The organism is Bacillus sp. ISL-75 (genome assembly GCF_018613095.1).
In genome coordinates, this window is record NZ_JAGGQX010000038.1 from 70,136 (window position 1) to 94,768 (window position 24,633).

Annotated in this window: 24 protein-coding genes; 7 read left to right on the top strand and 17 right to left on the bottom strand. The window is 36.7% G+C overall.

The window, feature by feature from the left end; all coding sequences use genetic code 11:
* Positions 1-42: 42 nt before the first annotated feature.
* The 5 genes from J7E63_RS16280 to J7E63_RS16300 all read right to left on the bottom strand — a co-directional run bounded on the left by J7E63_RS16280 (position 43) and on the right by J7E63_RS16300 (position 5,626).
* Complete coding sequence (locus J7E63_RS16280) at positions 43-132, bottom strand: YjcZ family sporulation protein (protein WP_215014269.1); 90 nt, start codon at positions 130-132, stop codon at positions 43-45.
* 247 nt (positions 133-379) lie between these two features.
* Entirely contained in the window at positions 380-1,378 is a 999-nt protein-coding gene (speB, locus tag J7E63_RS16285) for an agmatinase (RefSeq protein ID WP_215014271.1), read from the bottom strand.
* Between the two features lie 114 nt (positions 1,379-1,492).
* Positions 1,493-2,677 carry an iron-containing alcohol dehydrogenase gene (locus tag J7E63_RS16290; RefSeq protein ID WP_215014273.1) on the bottom strand — a complete coding sequence of 395 codons (1,185 nt, stop codon included), beginning with the start codon at positions 2,675-2,677 and terminating at the stop codon, positions 1,493-1,495.
* A 61-nt stretch (positions 2,678-2,738) separates the two neighbouring features.
* Positions 2,739-4,211, bottom strand: a complete 1,473-nt coding sequence (locus tag J7E63_RS16295; RefSeq protein ID WP_215014275.1) for an aldehyde dehydrogenase family protein — start codon at positions 4,209-4,211, stop codon at positions 2,739-2,741.
* A gap of 26 nt (positions 4,212-4,237) precedes the next feature.
* A complete protein-coding gene (locus J7E63_RS16300; protein ID WP_215014277.1) occupies positions 4,238-5,626 on the bottom strand; it encodes an APC family permease in 1,389 nt (462 codons plus the stop codon).
* 119 nt (positions 5,627-5,745) lie between these two features.
* Between J7E63_RS16300 and J7E63_RS16305 the strand changes: the two genes are divergently transcribed.
* On the top strand, positions 5,746-6,588 hold the full coding sequence (locus tag J7E63_RS16305) for a MerR family transcriptional regulator (protein WP_215014279.1): 843 nt from the start codon (positions 5,746-5,748) through the stop codon (positions 6,586-6,588).
* A 391-nt stretch (positions 6,589-6,979) separates the two neighbouring features.
* On the opposite strand, the gene fabF is transcribed toward J7E63_RS16305, so the two are convergent.
* Positions 6,980-8,218 carry a beta-ketoacyl-ACP synthase II gene (fabF, locus tag J7E63_RS16310; protein WP_215014287.1) on the bottom strand — a complete coding sequence of 413 codons (1,239 nt, stop codon included), beginning with the start codon at positions 8,216-8,218 and terminating at the stop codon, positions 6,980-6,982.
* Positions 8,219-8,340: 122 nt separating this feature from the next.
* Between fabF and J7E63_RS16315 the strand changes: the two genes are divergently transcribed.
* Positions 8,341-9,189 (top strand): helix-turn-helix transcriptional regulator, encoded by an 849-nt coding sequence (locus J7E63_RS16315; protein ID WP_214998698.1) that lies wholly within the window; start codon positions 8,341-8,343, stop codon positions 9,187-9,189.
* A gap of 228 nt (positions 9,190-9,417) precedes the next feature.
* On the opposite strand, the gene J7E63_RS16320 is transcribed toward J7E63_RS16315, so the two are convergent.
* The 8 genes from J7E63_RS16320 to J7E63_RS16355 all read right to left on the bottom strand — a co-directional run bounded on the left by J7E63_RS16320 (position 9,418) and on the right by J7E63_RS16355 (position 16,811).
* Entirely contained in the window at positions 9,418-10,458 is a 1,041-nt protein-coding gene (locus J7E63_RS16320; RefSeq protein WP_215014289.1) for an NAD(P)-dependent alcohol dehydrogenase, read from the bottom strand.
* Between the two features lie 417 nt (positions 10,459-10,875).
* Positions 10,876-11,016: an IDEAL domain-containing protein gene (locus tag J7E63_RS30545; protein ID WP_374193745.1), complete on the bottom strand. Its 141-nt coding sequence runs from the start codon at positions 11,014-11,016 to the stop codon at positions 10,876-10,878.
* 251 nt (positions 11,017-11,267) lie between these two features.
* Positions 11,268-11,681 carry an RrF2 family transcriptional regulator gene (locus tag J7E63_RS16330; RefSeq protein WP_214998692.1) on the bottom strand — a complete coding sequence of 138 codons (414 nt, stop codon included), beginning with the start codon at positions 11,679-11,681 and terminating at the stop codon, positions 11,268-11,270.
* Between the two features lie 147 nt (positions 11,682-11,828).
* Entirely contained in the window at positions 11,829-11,963 is a 135-nt protein-coding gene (locus tag J7E63_RS16335) for a BA3454 family stress response protein (protein ID WP_215014291.1), read from the bottom strand.
* Positions 11,964-12,077: 114 nt separating this feature from the next.
* Positions 12,078-12,473 (bottom strand): transcriptional regulator SpxA, encoded by a 396-nt coding sequence (spxA, locus tag J7E63_RS16340; RefSeq protein ID WP_214998689.1) that lies wholly within the window; start codon positions 12,471-12,473, stop codon positions 12,078-12,080.
* A 393-nt stretch (positions 12,474-12,866) separates the two neighbouring features.
* Positions 12,867-13,976, bottom strand: a complete 1,110-nt coding sequence (locus J7E63_RS16345; RefSeq protein WP_215014293.1) for a two-component system sensor histidine kinase NtrB — start codon at positions 13,974-13,976, stop codon at positions 12,867-12,869.
* Between the two features lie 437 nt (positions 13,977-14,413).
* On the bottom strand, positions 14,414-15,388 hold the full coding sequence (locus tag J7E63_RS16350; RefSeq protein WP_215014295.1) for an NAD(P)H-dependent flavin oxidoreductase: 975 nt from the start codon (positions 15,386-15,388) through the stop codon (positions 14,414-14,416).
* Between the two features lie 517 nt (positions 15,389-15,905).
* Positions 15,906-16,811 (bottom strand): DMT family transporter, encoded by a 906-nt coding sequence (locus tag J7E63_RS16355; protein WP_215014298.1) that lies wholly within the window; start codon positions 16,809-16,811, stop codon positions 15,906-15,908.
* 162 nt (positions 16,812-16,973) lie between these two features.
* On the opposite strand from J7E63_RS16355, the gene J7E63_RS16360 reads away from it, so the two are divergent.
* Complete coding sequence (locus tag J7E63_RS16360) at positions 16,974-18,350, top strand: aminotransferase-like domain-containing protein (RefSeq protein ID WP_215014300.1); 1,377 nt, start codon at positions 16,974-16,976, stop codon at positions 18,348-18,350.
* 112 nt (positions 18,351-18,462) lie between these two features.
* On the opposite strand, the gene J7E63_RS16365 is transcribed toward J7E63_RS16360, so the two are convergent.
* Positions 18,463-19,410 carry a metal ABC transporter substrate-binding protein gene (locus tag J7E63_RS16365; RefSeq protein WP_215014302.1) on the bottom strand — a complete coding sequence of 316 codons (948 nt, stop codon included), beginning with the start codon at positions 19,408-19,410 and terminating at the stop codon, positions 18,463-18,465.
* Between the two features lie 440 nt (positions 19,411-19,850).
* On the opposite strand from J7E63_RS16365, the gene J7E63_RS16370 reads away from it, so the two are divergent.
* The gene (locus J7E63_RS16370; protein WP_215014304.1) at positions 19,851-20,780 is read left to right on the top strand and encodes a TIGR03943 family putative permease subunit; all 930 of its coding nucleotides are present in this window, start codon (positions 19,851-19,853) and stop codon (positions 20,778-20,780) included.
* 286 nt (positions 20,781-21,066) lie between these two features.
* On the opposite strand, the gene J7E63_RS16375 is transcribed toward J7E63_RS16370, so the two are convergent.
* Entirely contained in the window at positions 21,067-22,266 is a 1,200-nt protein-coding gene (locus J7E63_RS16375) for a GTP-binding protein (RefSeq protein ID WP_215014306.1), read from the bottom strand.
* A gap of 124 nt (positions 22,267-22,390) precedes the next feature.
* Positions 22,391-22,540 (bottom strand): 50S ribosomal protein L33, encoded by a 150-nt coding sequence (rpmG, locus tag J7E63_RS16380; RefSeq protein ID WP_168243666.1) that lies wholly within the window; start codon positions 22,538-22,540, stop codon positions 22,391-22,393.
* A gap of 170 nt (positions 22,541-22,710) precedes the next feature.
* Between rpmG and J7E63_RS16385 the strand changes: the two genes are divergently transcribed.
* The 3 genes from J7E63_RS16385 to J7E63_RS16395 all read left to right on the top strand — a co-directional run bounded on the left by J7E63_RS16385 (position 22,711) and on the right by J7E63_RS16395 (position 24,628).
* Positions 22,711-23,346, top strand: a complete 636-nt coding sequence (locus J7E63_RS16385; RefSeq protein WP_308161968.1) for a TIGR03943 family putative permease subunit — start codon at positions 22,711-22,713, stop codon at positions 23,344-23,346.
* A 228-nt stretch (positions 23,347-23,574) separates the two neighbouring features.
* Positions 23,575-24,039 (top strand): low molecular weight protein-tyrosine-phosphatase, encoded by a 465-nt coding sequence (locus J7E63_RS16390; protein ID WP_215014308.1) that lies wholly within the window; start codon positions 23,575-23,577, stop codon positions 24,037-24,039.
* A gap of 235 nt (positions 24,040-24,274) precedes the next feature.
* Positions 24,275-24,628, top strand: coding sequence for a hypothetical protein (locus tag J7E63_RS16395; RefSeq protein WP_308161964.1), 354 nt, complete (start codon positions 24,275-24,277; stop codon positions 24,626-24,628).
* Positions 24,629-24,633 lie beyond the last annotated feature (5 nt).

Consider the following 24,633-nt stretch of genomic DNA (forward strand, 5'->3'; position numbering starts at 1 on the left):
AAAGCTCTAGAAGGTCAAACTTGCAATTCAAGAGAGAGATAACTAGTATTTAACGAAAGATATACCGACAATAATTAAAAGGATGAAAAGCACCACGATTAAAGCAAAATTAACGCCATAACCATCTGACATAATATATCACCACCTTAATTAATAGTTAGATAGAACATCGTATGTCAGATCATTAAATATCGAATTGGACAAGAACAAAAATTAACATATACTTATCATATAAAAAAGCTATTTGCTTGCTGCACAGTTCGAGGATATTTTGCTTATTCATACAGTTAGGAAAGGGTCTATAGAAATAAGGAGAGGAGCGCGTTGCATTCCTCTCTTTTTATTAACATCCATTCGTCCCAGTAGGAAGCAATCCCAATTAAAAAAGCATTTCTTCTTTTTCTTTTCCGTATTTTTTATTCACTTTTTTCTCTTTTTCTTTTAATACATAGCTGAGTAAGTCTAGTACAATACGGGCTGCTACTTGTCCGGTCATGCCCGTTGGATCATATGGAGGGGCAACTTCTACTAAATCAAACCCGATTACTTCTCCTCTTTTGGAAATCCCTTCAAGCAATTCATTAACCTCATCGTAGAGGAGGCCGCCTGGAGAAGGTGTACCTGTTCCAGGCGCAATTGACGGATCGATTCCGTCAATATCAATCGTTACATAATATTTTTCGCCGGCAGGAATTAGCTCCAGCACTTCCTTAAGTCCTATCTTTCTCATCTGACGCGGTGATAGTATCACGCTGCCATATGTTCTTGCTGCTTCGACGTCTTCTTTTTTGCTGCTGCTAATCCCGCGAATGCCAAACTGAAATATCTTCTGAACGTAATCCAGCTCAGATAAGCGGCGAATGCAATTTCCGTGACCATACCGCATTCCCGAGCGATGATCCGCCCAGTCTAAATGGGCATCAATTTGAATCACATGAAACGGACCTATGTCTTCTAGTCCTTTTCCGACTGCTGCTGTGATGGAATGATCGCCGCCTAATACAACCGGCATAGCACCTTTGGAAATAATTTTTCGGATTGCTTCTTCTGTATTCTCATGGCACTGCATAATATCTCCGTGTACCATGTCTACATCACCGCAGTCGACTACTTTCCATTCAGGCCCAAGGTACATAATATCGTTTTCAATATCATAAGCACCATCCAGACCGAAACTATATAATGTAGAGCCTTCGCGGATTCCTCTAGGGCCCATTCTTGCTCCTGATTTCCATTGTGTACCCATGTCATTAGGCACCCCAATGACCGCCACATCTGCGTCTAGCTGGTTCAGATTCGCACACATTGGGTATTTCCCAAAAGTACAAATTCCTGTAAATGGTAAATTTAAAAACTGCTTTTCATCACGATTAGACATTCATGCTGCCTCCTTCTAAATTTTCATCCACACTTTTTCCTTATGCAAGTTTTTTTGCTGGCAGGCCATTCCTTAACCGAAGATTATAAATTCTACTTTTATACTTTTTCTCAATTAATTTTCAATTAAAGTTGTGGTTTTCACCTCATAAGTCTTTTGAAATAAGTTCAGATAGTCTTCTTTTGTCAAATCTCTTGAATTCGCCTGAGTACACAAATGTTTAAAGGCTCCTTCGGCTAGGAAAGGGAAGTCTTTTGGATTTATATTGCCTAAATCTCGGAAGATAGGAATGCCGATTTTACTTGCCAGCTCTTTTAACAACACAACACCTTCGTTCGCCGTTTCTTCAACTGTTTTTCCTTCAGGATTTGCCCCAAGCTTGATTGCTACCATGGCGTGCTTTTCTGGATTTGAAGGAATATTAAATTCAAATACATGTGGAAGAAAAATAGAATTCGCCACTCCATGTGGAGTATCATAGAGTCCTCCAAGTGGTTCGGCCATCGCATGTACAGCCCCAAGATCAGTGTTATCAAAGGCGATACCTGCAACTAAACTGCCCAAAAGCATATTTTTCCTAGCCTCTAAATCATGCCCATTTACTACTGCTAATGGAAGGTTTTTAGCTATTAATTCAATGGCATATAGTCCCAAAGTATCTGAAAGTGGTTGAGCAACTTTGCAGGTATAAGCTTCAATTGCATGTGTAAGTGCATCCATTCCTGTAGCAGCTGTAATCGATTTAGGCAATGTTAAAGTCAATTCAGGATCGACAATTGCCAGTTTAGGAGCGATTTTCAAATCTAGTATCGCCTCCTTCTGTTTCGTCACGGTATCGGTAATGACAGAACCTCTTGTAACTTCACTACCGGTACCTGAAGTTGTCGGAATACAAATTAGTGGAGGGATTTCTCGTTCTAGTAAATTTACGCCGTAACGTTCTCTTAGCTCTCCTCCATGTGTAAAAAGTGTCCCAATTGCTTTGGCTGTATCCATTGAACTTCCACCGCCGAGACCAATTAAAAGATCGATGTTCTCGTTTTTAAACTGTTGATAAGCACTCTCACAATCTACATCTTTTGGATTAGGTGATATTTCATCATAAACAATATAATTGACACCTTCCTGATCTAATGACTGTGTGATTTTTTCCAAAATTCCTGTTTGTGCAAGTCCTTTATCGGTAATAATTAGGGCTTTATTTCCACCTAATTCCTTAGCCCTTTTCCCAATATTCTTTACTTTTCCATTCCCAAACTCTATAGATGTAGGCAGATTAAAATGAAAGTCCCATAACATAATGAATTCCTCCTATTTTTTTAAATATTTTGAATTTAATGTTGATATTTTCTATATTTAATTAATTGCTAAACCATTCAGTTGGCTTAACATCTAAATTAATATTGATTTGTTTTACCTCAGTAAACGTATCCAAACCAAAGGTTCCTAACCCGCGGCCAATTCCGCTCTGCTTGTAACCTCCCCACGGTGCTTCATTATAGGCAAGGCCATAAGCATTAACATAGGTAATTCCGGCTCTTACTTTTTTAATAACCCTCAAAGCTTTGGCGCCATCTTGTGAAAAAACACCTGCTGCAAGCCCGTATGAAGTATCATTTGCCAGCTGGATTGCTTCCGCTTCATCTTTAAACTTTTGAACGACAAGAACTGGTCCAAAAATCTCTTCCTGAACAATTTTCATGTCAGGATTGGTGTCAACAAATATTGTTGGCTCAAAGAAATAACCATTTTCAAGCCCGTTGCTTGTGATACGGTTGCCACCGCAAGCTAATATAGCCCCTTCGTCTAAGCCAATTTGAATATATTCAAGGATATTCTTCATTTGGGCTTCACTTACAAGCGGACCCATCTCGGTAGACGAATCATCCCCAGGGCCAACCTGAATCTTTTTCGCTCTTTCTACCAATCTAGCAATGAACTTATCATGAATGCTCTCTTCTAATAGTAAACGGGATCCCGCATTACATACTTGACCGGCATTGGTAAAAATCCCATTCAACGCATAATCGATGGCTGTCTCAAAATCTGCGTCAGCGAAAACAATATTTGGCGACTTGCCGCCTAGTTCGAGTGAAATGTTTTTAATATTTCCTGTTGCTGAATTCATGATGCTTCTACCCGTTGCTGTACTACCTGTAAAAGAAATCAGATCCACCTTTTGGTTTTCCGCTAATTCATTTCCTACTGTTGAACCACCTCCCAAAACTAGGTTTGCAACACCAGCTGGAACCCCCACTTCTTCCATGATCTCAAATAATTTGTAAGTGGTGACTGGAGTGATTTCAGCTGGTTTAAATACAAGCGTATTTCCCGCAGCAAGCGCAGGGGCTATTTTCCAAGCTCCCGTCAACAATGGAAAATTCCATGGAGCGATAAGTCCGCATACACCGACAGGTTCCCGAATAACCATTGCTTGCACAGGATCGGCAACAGAATACGTTTGACCATTTGGCTTTGTCACTAACCCAGCATAGTAACGAAAGCAATTCACAGTATCAGCAATATCAAACTCTGATTCTTTAAGGGGTTTTCCCGTATTCTCTGTTTCAAGTTTGCTAAGCTCGTCTGACTTTTCTTCAATCTTATCCGCTATTTTAAATAAGTAGGATGCACGTTCAGATGCCGGTAAGTCTGACCAAATTCCGGAGTCAAAAACTGTTCGTGCAGTATTAATCGCCATTTGGGCTTCTTCTCTACTTCCATGCGGAGCCTCAGCCATAATTTTACCGTTTGCAGGATTCACAACATGACTCTTTTCTCCGCTTAATGAATCCATCCATTCACCATTAATAAACATTTTCAACTTCAGCATTTTTACAAACCTCCAATATTTTATTTTTACCTTACCTGTTGAGGGATAACCTCTCGATCAATGTCTTGGACATCCTGTGGAATCATTTCTTTATCAAAATGAAACTCAGGAAGTGGTTTGCGGAACCATTTCGTCATATAGACAAGATAAATCAAGCCGCATGCCATCCAGATGCCCCCTAGAATCAACGCATCCATTTCTAAATGCGACCATAACCATATCGTAAACGCTGCACCAATGAGTGGTAATAATAGGTACCGAATGCAATCCATAAAAGAACGCTTATGATTTCTGATAAAATAATGGGCGATTACAGACAGATTTACAGATGTAAAGGCAATTAACGCTCCAAAATTGATAAACTTAATAACTTGTTCTAGGGTTAATAGAATTGCGAGTAAAGAAACTACGCCAATCACAATGATGCCATGTGACGGTGTTTTAAATTTAGGATGAATGTATCCAAATATATTTTTGGGTAATACGGAATCTCGTCCCATCGCATATAACACTCGCGATGCGCTTGTAATTGAAGCGATTCCTGAAGAGAAATTACCAATAATCACTGCTGTAATAAAAATGGACTTAAATAAATTTCCTCCGACAAGTACTGCAATTTCAAGGGCTGCAGAATCAGCATGTTTGAATGAAATACCCGGACTCACCAATTGTGCTAGGTAAGAAGAGCCAATATACAAAACTCCGATAAACAATAGCATGATAATAATGGCTCTTGGAATCGTTTTTTCGGGATTGATTGTTTCCTCTGATAAAGTGGTGAGTGAGTCAAAACCAAGAAAACTAAAACAAAGAATGGTAGCACCTGCCAAGATAACGGACAAGGAAACATCTGCATCAAACAAGGGCTTAATTGAGAAAAGACTACCCGTTCCTACTCCTTCTGATAAACTTTTGAAGGTTAATATCCAGAAAAGGCAAACAAAAATGACTTGAGCAATAACAAAAATTTTACTAGTTATTGCTGATATCTCCACACCTAGTATGCTCGGAGACACTATGCTTGCAGTCAACACAATTACCAACACATAATGCGGGATTCCAGGAAATACAGCACTTAAAAAGACAGTGGACATCAAGCAGGTAACCATAGGCGTTAACAAATAATCCAGCATAATCGTCCAACCGATAATGAACCCAACCTCAGAATTAATAGATTTTTGCGTAAAGGAATAAGCTGAACCTGAGATCGGGTAGGCTTTCGCCATCTTGCCATAGCTGAGAGCTGTAAAAAGTATTGCTAGAAAAGCAATAAGGTATGCTGTCGTAATAACACCTCTTGAGGTAACGGCAGCAATTCCATAGGTATTAAAAAACACCATGGGGTTATTCCATGCAATCCCTAAAAAAACAACCTGTGACAAAGTAAGTGTTCTTGCAAGCGCTTTCTGTTTCATAACTCAACTCCCTCCGTGTTAATAAATTTAATTCTTAGATGATTTAAAAGATTTCGTATTTTTATTATAAACATTGTTGTTACACAAAGGTCAATAGGTGTATTATATTTTATAGGGGGGTGATTTCACTGAAAATAAAGGAAAAATTAACCATTGGCGAAATGGCGAAGTTACGGGGGGTAACGACGGAGACCTTACGCCACTATGATAGGATTGACCTATTCAAACCGCAATATGTCGATCCTGATTCGGGGTATCGCTACTATTCTATTTTTCAATATGAAGTTTTAGGGACCATTAAAGAGTTGCGGCAACTTGGGATGAGTACGGACGAAATAAAGGATTATTTTAATGAACGTAATTTTAATAAGTCCTTGGATATTCTGAAAACCAAGCATACGGAACTTGTGTCAAAACTGGACGAGTTACATGACTTGGAGGAAAATATTCGGGGGAAAATTGGATACTTGGAGCATGTAGCGAAAGAAAAGGAACTTCAATCGGTGTTTTTCCGCGAAATAGGAAGAAGGAAGTTAATTACCTTAAATGAAAAAATAAATAATAATTTGGAACTCAGTTATGGTGTTATAAGGTTAGAGAATATGCTCACCGAGAAGACACCAATTCTGGCTAGTAATAGACTAGGCATTATCATCCAGGAAGCGGATCTTAGAGCGAAACGATATGAAGAACCATCCATTATTTTTGTAGTGGCAAAAAATAAAGAAAAAATACCAAAACAGTGTCAAATGACGGTTCCTGCTGGGTTATTTGCGTGTATTCGTTATAACGGGGAATTATTATGGAATCGAAGCGAAAGTTTGAGTAAGATATTGGAATATCTTGATGAAACCGGATATCAAATAACCGGCGATGCGCTGCAAATTATGCACGTCGATATTACAATCACAGATAAACCAAATGAGATTACATTCGAAATTCAAGTTCCAGTTCAAATATAGGGTCGGGGGGACAGGAACCTCGTCCTGTTAGCTTAAATTTGCCTTCATTCTAAAAATGAATAATAATACAGGACTATTAAATGAATCATAAATGATAATTGTCATTCATACATATACCTCCGATTAGAATTATTTCTTCATTATCCCTTCATCATAATTCTAACCTCGGAGGTCCTTCTTATTCTCCGCCCATAGCGGACTTGCACCGCCTAGTTAATGACATGCCTGGCACACAGAAAAAGGCGACCTTCATGTTGAAGAATCGCCCTTATAACCGTCCTTTAACCACAGGTTTCATTTGTCTTCATAACTAAAGAATCTAAAATCCGCATAATGCTATTTTTCTTTTAAAGAGTATTGTTGATTTTCTAACCAATTTTAAAAATTATTTTTACATTTCATATTTTTTCAAAGCAATGACTGCATTATGCCCGCCGAACCCAAATGAATTGGAGAGACCTATTTTGAGATTTGTTTGTCGGGCTACGTTCGGTACAAAATCTAAATCACATAAAGGATCGGGTTTTTCTAAGTTGATAGTGGGAGGAATAATACCCTCCTGCAGGCTTTTTGCTAATACAATTGCTTCAACTCCACCAGCTGCTCCTAATAAATGACCTGTCATCGACTTATTTGCAGTAACAGGTATTCTGTATGCCTGTTCGCCAAACAATTTTTTTATAGCTATTGTTTCAGATATGTCACCTATCTTTGTACTTGTTGCATGAGCACTAATCATATCAACATCATCAATAGAAATGGACGCATCCTTTAAAGCCATTTTCATTGCAAGATAAGCTCCCCTACCTTCTGGATGAGTGGAAACCATGTGATATGCATCAGAACTAGCACCGTATCCAATTACTTCAGCATAAATTCGTGCATTTCTTCGTAAAGCATGTGTTAATGATTCAAGTATTAAGATTCCTGCACCTTCAGACATTACAAATCCATTTCTATTCGAATCAAAAGGACGACTAGCAGCACTTGGGTCATCATTCCTTGAAGATAAAGCAGTTGCATTTTCAAAACTGGCTAATGACAATTCTGTTACGGCTGCTTCAGCCCCTCCAGCAAATGCTATATCAGTGATACCATACCGAATAATTCTGAACGCCTCACCGATAGAAGTATTTCCAATTGCACAAGCGGAAACAGGTGCCATGGAAGGTCCCAATGCACCATATTTAATACTTATTTGTGCTGAAGCTGCATTTGCAATCATCGATGGAACCAACGTGGGGCTTACCCTTTGCGGTCCTCTTTCTCGAAGAATATCAATATTTTTAGTCAAAGTCTCAATTCCACCTATTCCTGAACCAACATATACACTAAGACGCTCTAAATCGATTTCCGTAATGTTCAGTTTGGAATCGTTCCATGCTTGTTCAGCTGCAACTAGAGAGAATTGACAAAATCTGTCCATACGCCTAGCTTCCTTCTGACCAAGTATATCTTCAGCTCTAAAATCCCTAACTAGTCCAGCAATTTTGGTTTTATGTTTACTAACATCAAATGTATTAATGTAAGAAATTCCAGATCTGCCTTCGGCTAAATTCCTCCAAAATTTTTCAACATTGTTTCCCAAGGGTGACACGACACCCATTCCTGTAATCACAACTCGTTCCATATCTATTCCCCCTCGTAAAGATTATCTATATTTTCACACTGTATTTATCCTATTACAAGTTGTTGTTTATCATAGTATAATTAGTAATATGATAATCGTTTTAAGATAGGAGTAATGTGAACATGAATAGCAAAACTAGATTAGAAGCCCTATCCGAATTTTTAAAGTCAAAACGTGCAAATATACAACCTCATACAGTAGGAATACCAACGGGAACTAGGCGGAGAACCCCAGGTCTAAGGAGGGAGGAAGTCGCCCAGTTAGCGGGAGTTAGCACTACGTGGTACACATGGCTTGAACAAGGGCGAGATATTAAGGTCTCGTCTTCTGTACTAGATTCTATAGCATCTGCTCTACAATTAAATAACGATGAACGAAAGTATCTATACGATTTAGCTTTAGAAGTAAACACAAATGTGTATAAACAAGAAGTTTTACAAACAAAAATTTCCCCTTCTTTAGAAAAAATTTTAACAGAATTAAAATATTGCCCTACTCTGATCACAGACCGACATTTCCAAATCGTTGGTTGGAATCCTGCTGCAGCCTATGTTTTTTTGGATTTTGAACAAATTCCCATTGAACAGAGAAACTTAATTCGCTTAGTGTTTACTAGGAAAGAATTGAGGTCTTTAGCTGTCAATTGGGAGCATTTTGTGAAAGGCTTTCTTTCCATCTTTCGGGTTTATTATGGACAACATATGGGGGATGAATGGTACACTCAATTTCTCGAAGAAATGACTAATCTTAATCCAGAGTTTCAGTCCCTATGGCAAGAAAATCAGGTAAATATGGCTCCCGAAGTATTAATTGAATTTAGACATTCCAAGGCAGGTAAAATGATTTTTAATTTAACTTCTTTACAAGTTCATGGTAATACTGATTTTTGGTGTAGCATTTATACTCCTGTCGAGGGTTCCTCTACTGAAGAAAAATTAAAGAAGATGATGAAAAAAGGTGAAAAAAGTTAAGTTTAGAGCTGAAAGTAGTCCTAATTAGGGGGACTAAAACCTCCTCCTTTTTTTGTGCTATTTGGCATCAGGTTTTTTCCGCTGCTGCTGATCTGTTTTTAAAAGAAATTCAGGAGAAATTTTCAAAAGTAAAGGAAAATATTTAAGGAAAGCAATTAAAAAGGATGTCCCAAAAGCTGGATTTCGGGACATCCTTGATCATATCTTCATATTTATCGCTTACACAACTTACATTGTGCTGATATCAATCACAAATCGATACTTCACATCTGAAGCTAATACGCGTTCGTAGGCTTCGTCAATTTGGTCAGCCGAGATTACTTCAATTTTAGGAACAATATTATGTTCTGCACAGAAATTTAGCATTTCCTGAGTCTCGCGGATGCCTCCAATCATTGAACCTGCAAATGAACGACGATGACCGATCAGTGAGAATACGTTAACTGACAACGGCTCCGCTGGCGCACCGACGTTGACCAGTGTACCATCCAGAGTTAATAGTGAGAAATAAGCATTAATGTCGATTTTTGCACTTACCGTGTTAATAATTAAATCAAAGGTTCCGGCAAGTTTCTCGAATGTTTCAGGGTCGTTTGTAGCATAGTAGTTGTCTGCGCCGAATTGCAATCCATCGTCCTTTTTGTTTAAAGTTTGTGATAGAACGGTGACTTCGGCACCCATGGCATGTGCAATTTTGACAGCCATATGACCAAGACCGCCCATACCAACCACAGCTACTTTCTTACCTGGTCCAGCTCCCCAATGGTTTAATGGAGAATATGTCGTAATTCCTGCACAAAGTAATGGTGCTGCGACATCAAGCCCAATATTATCTGGAATTCTAACTACAAAGTCCTGAGTTACAACAATATGGGTAGAATAGCCGCCTTGAGTTGGCTCACCGTATTTGTCAACACCAGCATAGGTAGGGACATTTCCTTTTAGACAGTATTGTTCTTCCCCTTTACGGCAGTTCTCACATTCACCACAGGAGTCTACCATACAACCGACCCCAACTCGGTCTCCGACTTTATACTTTGTTACCTCGGCACCAACATCTGCGACAATTCCCGCAATCTCGTGTCCAGGTACAAGAGGATAGTTCACGGGACCCCATTCGCCGTGAGCAGTATGGATGTCAGAATGGCATATGCCTGCATATTTAATTTCAATTAGAACATCATGTAAAACAAGGTCACGTCTTTTAATTTCAGCAACTCGAAACGGTTTGTCTGGACCGTCGACTGCTCGCGCTTTAGCTGTTATCATTTGTTTAAACCTCCATTATCATTTGATTTTTCAAGAGAATTGACTTGTACCGGGTATAGATACTTAACTTCCCTTTGATATTCATTTCTCCCTTTTTCTCTTGCAAAAACTAGAATTATCCCTAGAGTTAACTCTAGGTCAAGCAAAAAGTTTATATGCAAAATACAACACAAACCATAAAATGGAACTCATAAATCATAAATGCAACTATTATATGACTGCATTGGATGCAGGAACGGGAGATATTCATAAAAAAGATAAAATAGGGAGTCCTATAAAAAATTAAAAAGTGCATTAAACCGTTCCCGGAATAATGCACCTATTCGTTCCACTATTTGGACTAACCTTTACCATTAAACATTTGATATTCCTAGCATCTTTAACTTGTCACGAGCATCGGAATTCCATCTGTAAGTTTTAATGTACTCCATTAACAAGCTGCTTCATCACGTTTAACTCCGAAGAAAGCGCCAAAAACCATTCCTTATCCCCTGTTGATAAGGCCAGGTCTAGGAGAAATTCAATTTGTGCCTTGTTGGTTACATTAGAAACAGGCATCTTTTTAACCTGTTTACTTAAAATAGGTATGGTTTTGCCAATCGTTTGATTATTGTCACTTGTAACACCGGTTACCTTTACTACTCCTTCTATACTAGACAGTGATTCAATATAACCAATGATTAATTCGCCATCCCGTGATTCTGCCTTAATCCAATCACCTGTTTTTAAAATGGTATTATTATTGGTTATAATTAATCTGTAATTTTTTTATTACATTTTAGCTAAAGAAGTATACGGCCACATACCGGTCACTGACGCTTATTAACAAGATCAACAACCTCTTTGATTGTATAATCCTTTAAATATTCTCCCAGATGTTCTTCCGCACCGAAGAAAATGCTACAGAGTACTCTTTGCATATTCGCCCCTACAATACACTTTTCATTTGATTCAGGACACTTCGGCTGCAGAGCACCTTCTGAGGTTATCTTATATATATCCCAAAGATTTACTTCACTAAGATCTAGCTCAAAAATAAATCCGCCGCCAGTTCCCTCTTTTGATTTAATAAATCCATGTTTTTTTAACAAACTTAGCACTTTTCGAATGCGTACCGGATGGACGCCAGCACTTTCTGAAATGGCATCGCTAGTTGACATGCGGTCCGGCTGAAGCGCAAGAAAAGATAAACTATGAATGGCAAGGGTAAAATCACTATTCATGAGCTTGCCTCCTAAGGACAATAACTTCTTTTTACTATTACATGTATTGTCTGCATCTTTTTTTAAAATTAACAACTGTAATACTAAACATTACAGATTAGCTAGTCAACCATTTAGCTTTCAATGTCCGTGGTAGGCTGGTTTTATTTAAATATCCCACTGCTTTTTGACTTGTTCTTTTGCTATCCGTTTAATTTTTTTCCATGCCATATCTTTTTTCACTATCACATTGGTATGGTAATTTCGATCTTTATAATTTACTGTCACGAATACTTCAATCATCCGTTTTACCTCCTTTAAAAACATATTTACACATTAAAGATGATCGTCCTTCTTTTCAGTTCCAGGGTTAGTTTAAACTGTTAAGACTTAGAATTTTTTCCTTATTGTTTCATATTAATTAGCCGCTTTTTGCAATTCGTTGTACAAATATGAGCGAATTCTACGGGGCAGAAAACTACGAATTTCATCCTCGTTATATCCCACTTGTAATCTTTTTTCGTCCAGGATAATTGGCCGGCGCACCATTGTGGGATGCTCGATTATTAATTTGTACAATTCATTAAGCGGAAGAGATTCAATATTTACGTTTAATTCTTTGAACACCTTTGAATTCGTTGAAATAATTTCGCTAGTCCCCTCTTCTGTCAAGCGAAGAATCGATTTAATCTCATCGACAGTAAGGGGATTAGATATTATGTTTCTTTCCATATAATCAATTTGATGTTCCTCAAGCCAAGCTTTTGCTTTTCGGCAAGAAGCACAGCTGGGTGTTGTAAAAAGAGTCACCATACTTTTACACACTCCTTACATATATTTTGGCAAACATATTTAAATGTAATAAAAAATTTTACAGTTATTATACTGTAAGTTTAATCATTACAGTTCATTTTGTCAATTGTAAAGTTTTGGATTAAATATAATATCTATATAAGAGACATTTATTTTTTCATAAGAGGTTGTATCGCCCTTAAGTAAATGCCTATGTAAAAAATGTGGAGAATAAATTTAATAACCCTGATATGAAGTGGCTTAGGCATTCTATCTTTTAGCGAAATAAATTCAACAAAAATAAGCGTTAATCCTTCTTGGATCAACGCCCCCCGTTCCTTTCACTACAATCTTACTTACTTTGGTGATATCCACTTTTCAAAGGAAAACAAATGGTAAATGTGGTTCCTTGGTTCAGGATACTTGCCGCCTCAATGGTTCCGCCTGATCCTGAATGATTTTCTGACAGATGGATAGCCCTAGCCCGGTTCCATCGGATTTCGTTGTATAGAATGGACTAAAGATTTTTTTCAGATCTGCCTCTTCTATACCTACACCCATATCCTTAACCTCAACAACCGCTTTGTTCTCAACATTAACCAATCGAATCGTAATATTTCCACTTTCCATCATAGATTGAATGGCATTGTTTATTAAATTTACAAAAACTTGTACCATTTTATCGAAGTCCATCTGTATACAAAGATACGGATTGTACTCTATGTATACGATTTGGTGTCCGGAACTGCGGGCTTTGGATTCGGTTAAGGAGATTACTCTCTTTAGACACTCGTGGATGGGATAAGTTTGATATAAAGAAACATCTGGCTTTGAAAATTGTAGGAATTCACCTGTTAATTTATTCATCCTACTGACTTCACTATGGATTAAATTGTACCAAGGTTGTATATTATAATTCTGCTCTTTGGAATGTTGAAGGAACCCTTGTATGATAGTCAAAGGGTTTCTTATTTCATGTGCGAGTCCAGCAGCCATTTCACCTAAAAGGTTCATTTTTTCCTCTTTATATCGCAATTCTTCCCGTTTCTTCTCTTCTTTTAGGACATTTTTTTCTCGCTCCTTTTCAATGATGTATTGAATGATTAGCACTACAGCAAGAGAAGTTAAGAAGTCCGATCCAATCGCAAGTATGTTATAGGAATTTACTGGAGTATAGGAAATCCGTATAACTGTATAAAAGGCAATCAAGACAAAACCCAGAAAAACTCCCTTAAGGACTCCTTGGATTTGAAATAAGAATTTACTAAGTAAAATGATATAAATGGAGAAACACCAATTCAGTTGGCTAGTGAAATGAAACAATAGTAACGTAATCATTTCAATAATCGATATATAAATAAAAAAGCGGGGATACATCCTTTCCACATAAATGATTGTTATAAAAAGAATGCCTAGTAAAATGATTAAAAAATCGTTTTGAGATCTCTCCAACGTTATCGAGGAAAAAATGGCAAATACGACATAAATAGGCAGGACGAAATGATACATTAATCGAAAAAACATACGTTTCTCTCCAATTCATTTATCTAAAGGTTATCCAACTAATTATACACAATTTTCCGTTCAAAAAACCTCACTCTTTGTGTCCCCTTTAAAATAAAGAATGTTTGAAATGGTTTTTTCGTACAATAAAAAGACCACCTGATCGGCGGTATTTATCTTCAATTTGGTATTATTGGTAAATCACCATATATTTTTTCTATCTTCATAAAAATCCCCTCCGTCATTTATTTCTTGATAAACACTACTTCTTTAAAGGTATCTATTCCTTCTTTTTGTTGAACTAACCCGCTTTGTTAGTAAGAAAACGTTCCTTCCTTTTTGCAGAATCGCCCCCTAGAGTTTAAGTATTTCTTCACAATCTTTGCTTTCATAATAAAAATGGTTACCGAAGCAACCATTCAGGATTCAGATAAAACGTCAATAAATTTAGTAATAAATTATCTATGGGTTCGCTCTCCCATAATATTACCTATACGGCTCAATCCTTTTTCTGCTGTTAGAATCATCTCATCAAATAACTCCTGTACTGTAGGAATATTGTTGATAAGTCCGATTACTTGTCCAACCCATCCGAAACCTGCTTCATTTCCATCATAGATATAGCTGCAATTAGCTTTTCCGCTGATTATATCTTTCAGGTCTTCATAGGTTGCTCCTTCCTTTTCACGTTCAATAATATCGAGAGTAACTTCACTTTTCAGGACTCGTCCTGGTGAACCCAATGTTTTCTTTATAATCACTGTATCCGTTTCTTTTGCATTAACGATTGCCTGTTTATATTTCTTGTTTGCATGTACGCACTCTTGAGTGGCGATAAAGCGAGTCCCCATTTCAATTCCTTCTGCCCCAAGTGCAAAAGCTGCCAATAAACCTCGTCCATCGCCAATTCCACCACTTGCTAATACTGGTATAGATACAGCATCTGTGACACGAGGAATAAGTACCATTGTACCAATTTCGTCACGTCCTAAATGTCCTCCGCCTTCTTGTCCAACCGCCATTAAAGCGTCAGCTCCTAGTTCTTCGGCTTTTTGTGCTTGTCTAACCCCGGATACAAGTACCAGTGTTCGAATGTTTTCTCCTTTAATTCGTTCAAAAACAGGTTGCGGGTTAGCTCCAGTTATAGAAATTGCTGGTACCTTTTCCTCAATGGCAACTTCCAGCAAGTCCTGATATTTACCGTCGTGTCTTGCAATAGCAAAATTTACACCAAAGGGCTTGTTGGTAAGTGTACGCACTTTACGGATTTCCTCCCGAAGTCTTTCAGGTGTACCTAGCGTTGCCGCAGTAATTTGTCCAAGTCCTCCTGCATTCGAGACTGCAGCTGCCAGTTCAGCATAAGCAAGGTAAGCAAGTCCTCCCTGTACAATTGGATATTTAATTCCAAAAATTTCTGTTACTCGTGTTTTCATAAATACTCCCACTCCTTTTCGGTGTTCAATGTTATGAGGTTAGAAATTCGACACAAATGATAATTAATCCTGTTAGGCTCCTAAAAAAGGGAAGCTCTTGTTGGGGTATTCTGCCCCTGTAGAACAATAGGAAAAGGAGCCGCTGCCGCAGCTCCATCTTCATACAGATAGGTAAGGGTTTGAAGTTATCACTCCCTTTTCCCCCTGTTCACACCGTATGTGTGGCTTTCACAGCATACGGTTAACGAACTCCCTTCCCAAAAGAAGGGAGTTCAACGTCCTAAATCAGGGCTGTTGAATATAATTTGGAACATCAATGCATCGAATTTATCGCCGAATGGTTGACTATAACGCGACGGATGAAAAACCCCATAGCCAGACCAATTTACGTTACGGTCAATGGAACAAGAACACGTTCTGAGAACCGCTCGTCATCGTATAAGCCATTTCGGTCAGTTTAGTATGCGAGGTTGAGCCGTGCAAATTTATGGCCCTTAGCTATTCCAATGCTGAACATTTAGTTAGTTTTTCTTTGATAGTGATCTTTTTTTGAAACGGTAGCATTTTTGCCTAATATAACTGAAAAGACAACAATCACTGCTATTACAAGAGTGAAAAATGTGATGGATTCATCTAGAAATACTGTTGCAAATAGAATCATCAAAAATGGTTGTAAGTATTGAATCTGACTAACTCTTGCTATTCCGCCCATAGCCATTCCGCTATACCAAGCAACATATGCTAGAAATTGACTAACCACTGCGAGATAAATAAAACTAACCCAAGCATGTATTGGGGCATGGAGCATTTCAGTTGTAAGGTTTAGCCCAACTGGAATAATGAAAAATGGAGCACCGATCATAATTGCCCAAGCAATCACTTGCCAGCTACCTAATTCTTTCGCTAATTTCCCCCCTTCTGCGTAACTAAGTCCCAGTATAATCACTGCTGCTAGTAAAGCTAAATCGGCAAATTGCAATTGACCGAATCCAAGATGAAGTGCATACATAATGACAGCTAAAGAGCCGATTATACTTGAAATCCAGAATTTAAGAGAAGGGATTTCACCTGCTCTAAACATAGCAAATCCGGCAGTTGCTAACGGTAACAGGGCTAATTCCACAGCTCCATGAGAAACAGGCAAGGATTCCATTGCCCAAGAAGTGAGGAGAGGAAATCCTAAAACTGCACCAACAGTAACAATAAGTAGACTTTTGAATTGGCCTGGAGAAGGTAGTTTTTCTTTTCGAACGATCAATACCACAGCTACTAAAATAGCAGCAACAACTGTTCTTCCTAAACCGACGACCGTGGTCCCAAAATACTCTACTGCAATACTTGTAGAAGGGAGCGTTAAGCTAAAACAAATAACACCTACAAATCCCAACAATAATCCAAATATCTCTCTGGTTTCTCTCTGCATCTTATCCTACCCCTATCTTTTTATTTTGTATCATATCTGTACCATATTCTGCTTTTCTAAAAAAACAGTTCTGATATAATCAAAATAATAACGGGTACATACAATAAAATTAAACCATTGTTTTACCCTTCTGTCCTGGTTCAGTTAAAAGGAGGAAAAGATATGAGCTCAAAATATATTAAGATAAAGGAAGAAATTAAGCTTCGGCTAAAAGATGGTTCGCTCATTGCAGGTAGTAAACTCCCTTCTGTTCGTCAGCTATCTGAGCATTTATCATGTAGCAAAAATACAGTCATTAAAGCATACGAAGAACTAGAAAAAGAGCATTTAATTTATTCAGTTCCTAAAAGTGGCTACTTTGTTGTGAATGAATTTCAAAATGCGTCGAATGAAAATGACGTGATTGACTTCTTGTCTGCTGGTCCAGATAAAAACGTTATGCCTTATCTTGAATTTCAACATTGTATGAATCAAGCAATTGAACAATATAAAGAAGAGCTTTTTACATACTCTGATCAACAAGGTCTTTACTCATTACGAGTACAGCTAGTGAAATATTTGCAGAATCTACAGGTGTTCACTCAACCTGAAAGAGTAGTCGTTGTTTCTGGCTCGCAGCAAGCCCTTAATTTATTAATTTCTATGCCTTTTCCAAATGGAAAAAACAATATTCTAATTGAACAGCCTACTTATTTCGGGTTCATTGAGTCCATCAATCTACAACAAGCTAATACTTTTGGAATTGAGTTAACGATGGAAGGCATTGATCTTGATCGTCTGGAATACATTTTTCGAAATAATGATATAAAATTTTTTTATATTATCCCGAGATTTCACAATCCACTTGGACATTGTTACTCGAATAGCGAAAAGAAAAAAATCGTTGAGTTAGCTGAAAAATACGATGTATATATAGTGGAAGATGATTTTTTAGGAGACCTTGACCCAAATGCAAAATCAGATCCTTTATTTTCTTTTGATCCTTCTGGGAGAGTGATTTATATTAAAAGCTTTTCGAAAATTTTTCTCCCAGGGTTAAGGATTGCTACAGTCGTTCTTCCTACATTAATGATTAACAATTTTTTACGATATAAATTTAGTTCGGATTTTAATAGTTCAGCACTTTCTCAAGGTGCACTAGAAATCTATTTAAAAAGTGGTATGTTTAATAGCCATCTCAAAAAAATAAAAGAGGTATACCATACTAAAATGCAAATCCTTCAAGAAGCCTGTGAATTATTGCTACCGGCTAATACTCATTTTTCAAAACCGACTTCAGGATTCTATCTATCCATCAGTTTGCCCGAGTATGTGACAGCAAAAAAGGTAGTTCATATGCTAAACGAGCAGCATATTTATGTTGATGATGCCTCTAGAATGTTTTTACCAGAATATAAAAAGGAAAATCTCCTTCGATTAAGTATCTCTCAAGTGAATGAGAGTCAAATTAAACTAGGGGTAGAGCGATTGGCTCACTGTATTGCTTTAATTAACAATAGAAAAAATCATATTACTCCAAATAACTTTTTACTCTTTTAGTATGGGTGAGTTTATATAGAGGGTAGCATCAGGATTATGCGGAGATTCTCAGACCAATGACGTTTTTAGGATAAAAAAAGCTAGGATTAATAATCCTAGCCTCATATAAGTATTACTCTAAAATAGATAGTTTTAATGCCTCAAGATTTTTTTTCATAACATCTATATAGTCTAAACCTTTTTCTTGCTCTTCTTTTGTTAATCCTTCCAATGGATTTAAAACTTCAGTTTTAGCACCTATTTCTTTGGCTAACGTCTGAGCGACTTTTGAAGAGGTTAGCTCCTCAAAATAAATAATTTTTACATTATCCTTCTTTGTTAATTCCGTTAATGCAGCCAATTTCCCTAATGTAGGTTCCACATCAGGTGATAAACCTGCTATAGGAATTTGAGTTAAACCATATTGTTTTGCCAAATAACCAAATGCAGCATGTTGTGTAACAAATTCCTTTCTCTGTGCTTTATCAATAGTCTCTTTATATAAGCGATCTAAATCAGAGAGCTCCGAATTTAAAGCTGCTGCATTTTTTTCAAACTGGTCTTTATTTTTGGGATCTGCCTGTTCTAAAGCCTTAGCGATATTGTTAACCTCTTGCTGAGCTAAAACCGGAGATAACCAAACATGCGGGTCTTTGGAAGACGCATGCTCAGAGTGACCCTCTTCTTCCTCATCTTCTGATTCTAGTGCATCCATCAATTCAATCCCATTTGAAGCCTCAATTACTTTTAAATTTGAATCATTAATACTCTTTAAAACTTTTTCAGTCCAGGTTTCAAAATAACGGCTATTGTAGATAAACATATCTGCATCTTGAATTTTAGCCATATCCTTTGCAGTGGGCTCCCAATCATGCGGTTCTGCACCGTTCGGAACTAATAGTTCAACGTTTGCTGAGTTGCCAGCCACTTTTTGGGCAAAATAGTACATCGGATAAAATGTAGTTACAATTTGCAGTTTTTTGGATCCTTCACTCGTCTTTTCATTTTTCGTCGAAACTGCGTTGGAGCAACCGCTTAAGAACAGAAGAAAAATAATAAATGTACCAATTAGCTTTTTCATATTTACCTCCAGCAGGTTATTAATTAGGAATTATTACGATTTAAATAAAATACTTATTTCATATAATCAAAGTTTGTTAGATTTCCGTAAATCGTAACTATTACGAATTGTATTTTATAATAAGATTTTAATTTAGTCAACCCATATTTAATGAATTAATTCACTAGGACAGCATATCCATATGATAGGAATGATAGATTCGAGGAGGTAGATTTTGTTGTGACCTATATAAATAAATTTCTAAAAGATAGTTTAATTCTACTAATATTTTGTTTATTCTTATTTCTCTTTCTCTTTGCAGAGGAGATTAAAAACCTTCCCGTTTTTACTAGAATTCCAAGTTCCTTTTTTAATGTTAATACCATTTTCCTAAGTATTATTTTAGAAGCCATTCCTTTTATTTTGTAATCTTACAGCAATTCATTATAGGAGGTGCTATTATGAAGAAGAAAAATAAAGGACATGATTTTTCCTTCCATCATCTATTAAGGGGAATCATTCTAATTGGGTTTATGTTACTCTTATTTAAATTACTTCTTACAAAAAACATCTTTCTTCTGATTGCACCTAAAATGCTTCGTTTTATATACTTTACTCTATTTATTTTACTCATTTTAGGAGTTCTTTTGATCATAAGAGCAACTTCGGATCAAAAACATATTTACCATTGTGATTGTGATAGCGACCATTCTTATCCAACTACATTCAGTAAAGGTCTATTTCTTTATTTATTGTTTATTATTCCTATAACTACTGGATTTCTTTTTGCAAATAATGTGCTGGACAGCTCTGTAGCGATGAACAGAAACATTAAACTTGGAGCAAGTTCACAAAACACTAATCAAATCAAAGCAGTTAAAAATAATACAAAATCAGCAAAAACAAACTCATCTTCTGATAATAGTAAAATCAATCCTACATCCAGTTTACTCGATAATCAACCTGAGCCATTAACTGAGACGGAATATTCCAAATTAAAAGAGAAAATGTTACAGACAAAAAATATAAAAATTAATGATGAGCTTTATGTCCCCATGATGAATATCATTCAAGAAAATCTATCAAGTATGATTGGTAAAACCGTTACCACAAGAGGGTTTGTTTATAGGGAAAAGAATTTTATGCAAAATCAAATTATAGTGGCTCGATTTAGCATTACCTGTTGTACTGCAGATGCCTCTGTATATGGAATGATGGCAAAAGGGAATGTAGCAACCTTGCCAAAGGATAAATGGGTACAACTAACAGGTACGATTGAACAAACCCAATATGAAGGAGGTTCTATCCCAATCATAAAAATAAAACAAATTTCAAAAATAGAAGCTCCTAAGCAGCCTTATGTGTTTGATGCAGGAGTGCTGATTGAGTAATCCCTTTATTTTTGAAAAAATAATTCCCTGATAATACTCGTTAAATAATTTAACTAGTTTTATCAGGGTTTCTTATTTTACAACCGTTAATGTATTGGCGACACATGGTCTTCCTTAACTAACTTACATCCTAGCCAATAAGAATTACACATGATTTCCAGAATGTAATATATATATCGCATTAACCAGTGAAAAAATCCCACTGTGCTTCGAATTGGATTACAATACGAAACAATCGCCTCAAAATGTTTTTCGCCGGGTCATTTGCAGGAAGACAACCGAAATTTTATACTGCTGTAGTAATGGTCCATACAAAAGGATCATTCATTTCATTCCAATTTTGTGTCATCTCCTCTTCGGTCAATAAACAACGATCTAAAGAGGCTTTCACAAGATTTATATCCATGTCGATTCCGATTAGAACCAGTTCATTTTTACGATCTCCAAACTTTTCATCCCAGGGATTTTTTAAAGCAGGGTCTTCCTCTAGATACTGGGTTTGTTGTTCTGGAGGCAAAGATGCTACCCAATAAGTAACAGGCTCTAATTGTATAGATGGACCTGCCTGTGAGAACAATAAAGCTAGGTCATTCCTGGTTGCGCACCATGCTATTCCCTTTGCCCTTACTATTTCTTCGGGCATTTCTTCTACCCATCGATTAAACCTTTCAGAATGAAATGGGACGTTGCTTCTATAAACGAAGGAACTAATCCCATATTCTTCTGTTTCTGGTAAATGCTCAGGTGCATCCAGTTCTTTTAACCAACCAGCAGATTCGCTTGCTGTTTCAAAATTAAATAATTCTGTATTTAAAATCTCTGAAGTTGGAATTTTCCCCTTAACGGAACGGTGTAATTTCGCTTCGGGATTAAGCTTTCTTAAAAATACCTCCAATTGATTTAATTGTTCCTCTTTTAGTAAATCACATTTATTAAGGACTAAAACATCACAAAACTCAATTTGGTCTATCAATAAGTCCGCAACGGATCGATTGTCATCTTCACCTAATGCCTGGCTTCTTTCCAAAAGCAGATCACCTGAGGCAAAATCATGCCAAAACCTGTTTGCATCAACAACCGTAACCATAGTATCTAGTCTACAATACTCTGTAAGGTCAATCCCCAGTTCTTCATCAACGTAGGAGAATGTTTGCGCAACTGGCACCGGTTCACTAATACCTGTTGATTCAATCACTATATAATCAATATTTCCTAACTTCACCAGCCGTTCCACTTCTTTTAAAAGATCCTCTCTTAATGTACAACAAATGCACCCATTTGATAATTCAACTAGCTTTTCTTCTGTCCTATTTAGCCCCCCTCCTTGTTTTACCAATTCGGCATCCACATTAATTTCGCTCATGTCATTAACAATAACAGCAACTCTTAATCCTTCGCGGTTTTGGAGAATATGATTTAATAATGTCGTCTTTCCTGCTCCTAAATAGCCACTTAAAACGGTTACCGGAATTCTTGTATCTTTCATGGTAATCCTTCCTTCCAATTACTTTTTTTAAATCAAAATGATTACGATTTACAAGATGCACTTAAACATAGATAAGCCGAACATTGCTCATGTTCGTTGGATTCAATTCATACTCGCATAGTTCCTACTTCGTTTCTCTATGTATTGTGTAGCGTTTCAATCTAGGAGAATATTTTCTTAATTCTAGCCTTTCAGGATTATTTCTTTTGTTTTTAGTGGTGATGTAATTCCTATCACCTGTTTCTGTACATTGCAGGGTTATTTTTACGCGCATACAACATTTTCCTCCTTATATTTCTCTTCTTTGAATCGTAATGATTACGATTTGCATTTTATATCAATTTTGTTTCTTATGTCAAGCGGAAAAAGCTATCTTCTTTAACTTGAATGAAATACTTTATTAAAAATATCTTTCCATATAAAAATGACTAACCTGGGTTTCTGATTCCCGCTAAAGTGCTTGATGCCTCCATTGCTAATAAAAAAGGAGCTATGCTAATTCTGTCTAACCAGAAACAAGCCCCTCAAGAAGATAAAAATCAATTAGACAGCAAGCCTACTCAACAAGGGGAAGATACTAAAATCAATAGACAGGAAGAATCCCCAGAATCTAATAATCCCGTTGACCTAAATCTATTGGAATATCAAAAAGAAATTTCAAAGGAAGAATATGCGTATCTGACTAAAAAGTTAGAACAAAAATCCAATATCGTGATGAACGATTACGTATATGCGGCTTATTTTGAAGAGATCAGTAAGGATATCAATAAATTTAAAGGTAGAAAAATAAAATTAAAGGGATTCATATATAAAGAAGCTGGTTTGTCCCAAAACCAGCTAGTGATTTCAAGGTTTTTGATTACACACTGTGTCGCTGATGCTAGCATAATCGGATTTCTTTCTGAGTTCTCGGAACCTTCTCCTTCCCTTGAAAAGGATACATGGGTCGAAGCAGAAGGTGTATTAGATAGCACAACATTTAACGGGAATGAACTACCCCTTATTAAAATTACAGGCTTGAAGAAAATCAATGAACCTGAAAAGCCCTATCTTTATCCGATCAGTATAAAAATCTTGTAAGAATTAAAAAAGAAGCTAAAAAAGAATTCATTCCTTTGGACATTTTTTCAAACAGTTCCACTGGAATTGTAAATATTCCCTCAATATTAATTGTGTATTGTAAATCATCGTAGTGGAAAACCCTAATGTCTACACTTTAGTCAAATCAAAACCACTAGGTTTCCACTTTACTTAAAGTAATCAAATTAAGTAAACTATTTGTTAGATAAGGAAAAAGGAGTTATTAACATGATCAATGTCTTATTTGTCTGCTTAGGAAATATTTGCCGTTCTCCGATGGCTGAAGCTTTGTTTCGCGACTTACTGAAAAAAGAAAATTTGACCAATAAAGTAGCCTGCGATTCCGCTGCTACAAGTGCATGGCATATTGGATCTCCTCCACATAAAGGAACCCTAGCCATTTTAAAAACATACAACATCTCATCAGATGGTCTGGTCGGACGTCAATTAACAAGGGAAGACTTTGAAAAATTCGATTACCTCATCGGCATGGATGAAAGCAACACAAAGAATATTTCCGAGATAACCGGCAAGCCTAATCATCCAAAAATCATTCGTCTGCTTGATTTATCTGAACATAATAAAGATGTCCCTGATCCTTATTACACAGGCGATTTTCAGGAAACCTATGATCTTATTTCACAGGGTTGCCAAGCATTACTCGAGAAAATACGCATCGAACAGACCTTATAATACGATATCCCGCTCATATTTTGATTAGCGGGTTTTCTTTTAATGTTAATCAACTCAAATGCCATAGGAATAAAGTCTAAAGGAAAATAGATGGATTTACTTTCTACTATCATTTCTTAAAAATAAGAGTAGTAGATTTTGAAAGGTAGCGATCGAGAAAATGCTTTATATAAGAGATATTGAGGCAATAATTGAAAATACTTTGCAAGAGCACCAATTAACTATTGAGTATGAAATGAACAATAAACTACTTGCACCTATGAGCTATAATGTATCGACGAATACGATTAAGTTTAACTATTTACAAATTAATGGATATATTGCAAATATTAACTTTAAAATTAAAGAGGCAGATGAAGATTGTGTTAAAATTATTCTATATCGTCAACTCGGTTATTACTTAGAATTTAAGAATAACAAACATGATTTAAGGGTATTAAAATATTTCGAGGATGAAGAAAAAGCACAGCTTCTAGCTAAAATAGAAACGAATGCTTGGGATTCTGGCAGAACATTGGTACCTGAAAAATTAGTAGATTCCTATGATAAAGTCCGAGAATTAGATAAAATGCTATTAAAAAACTATTAAATATG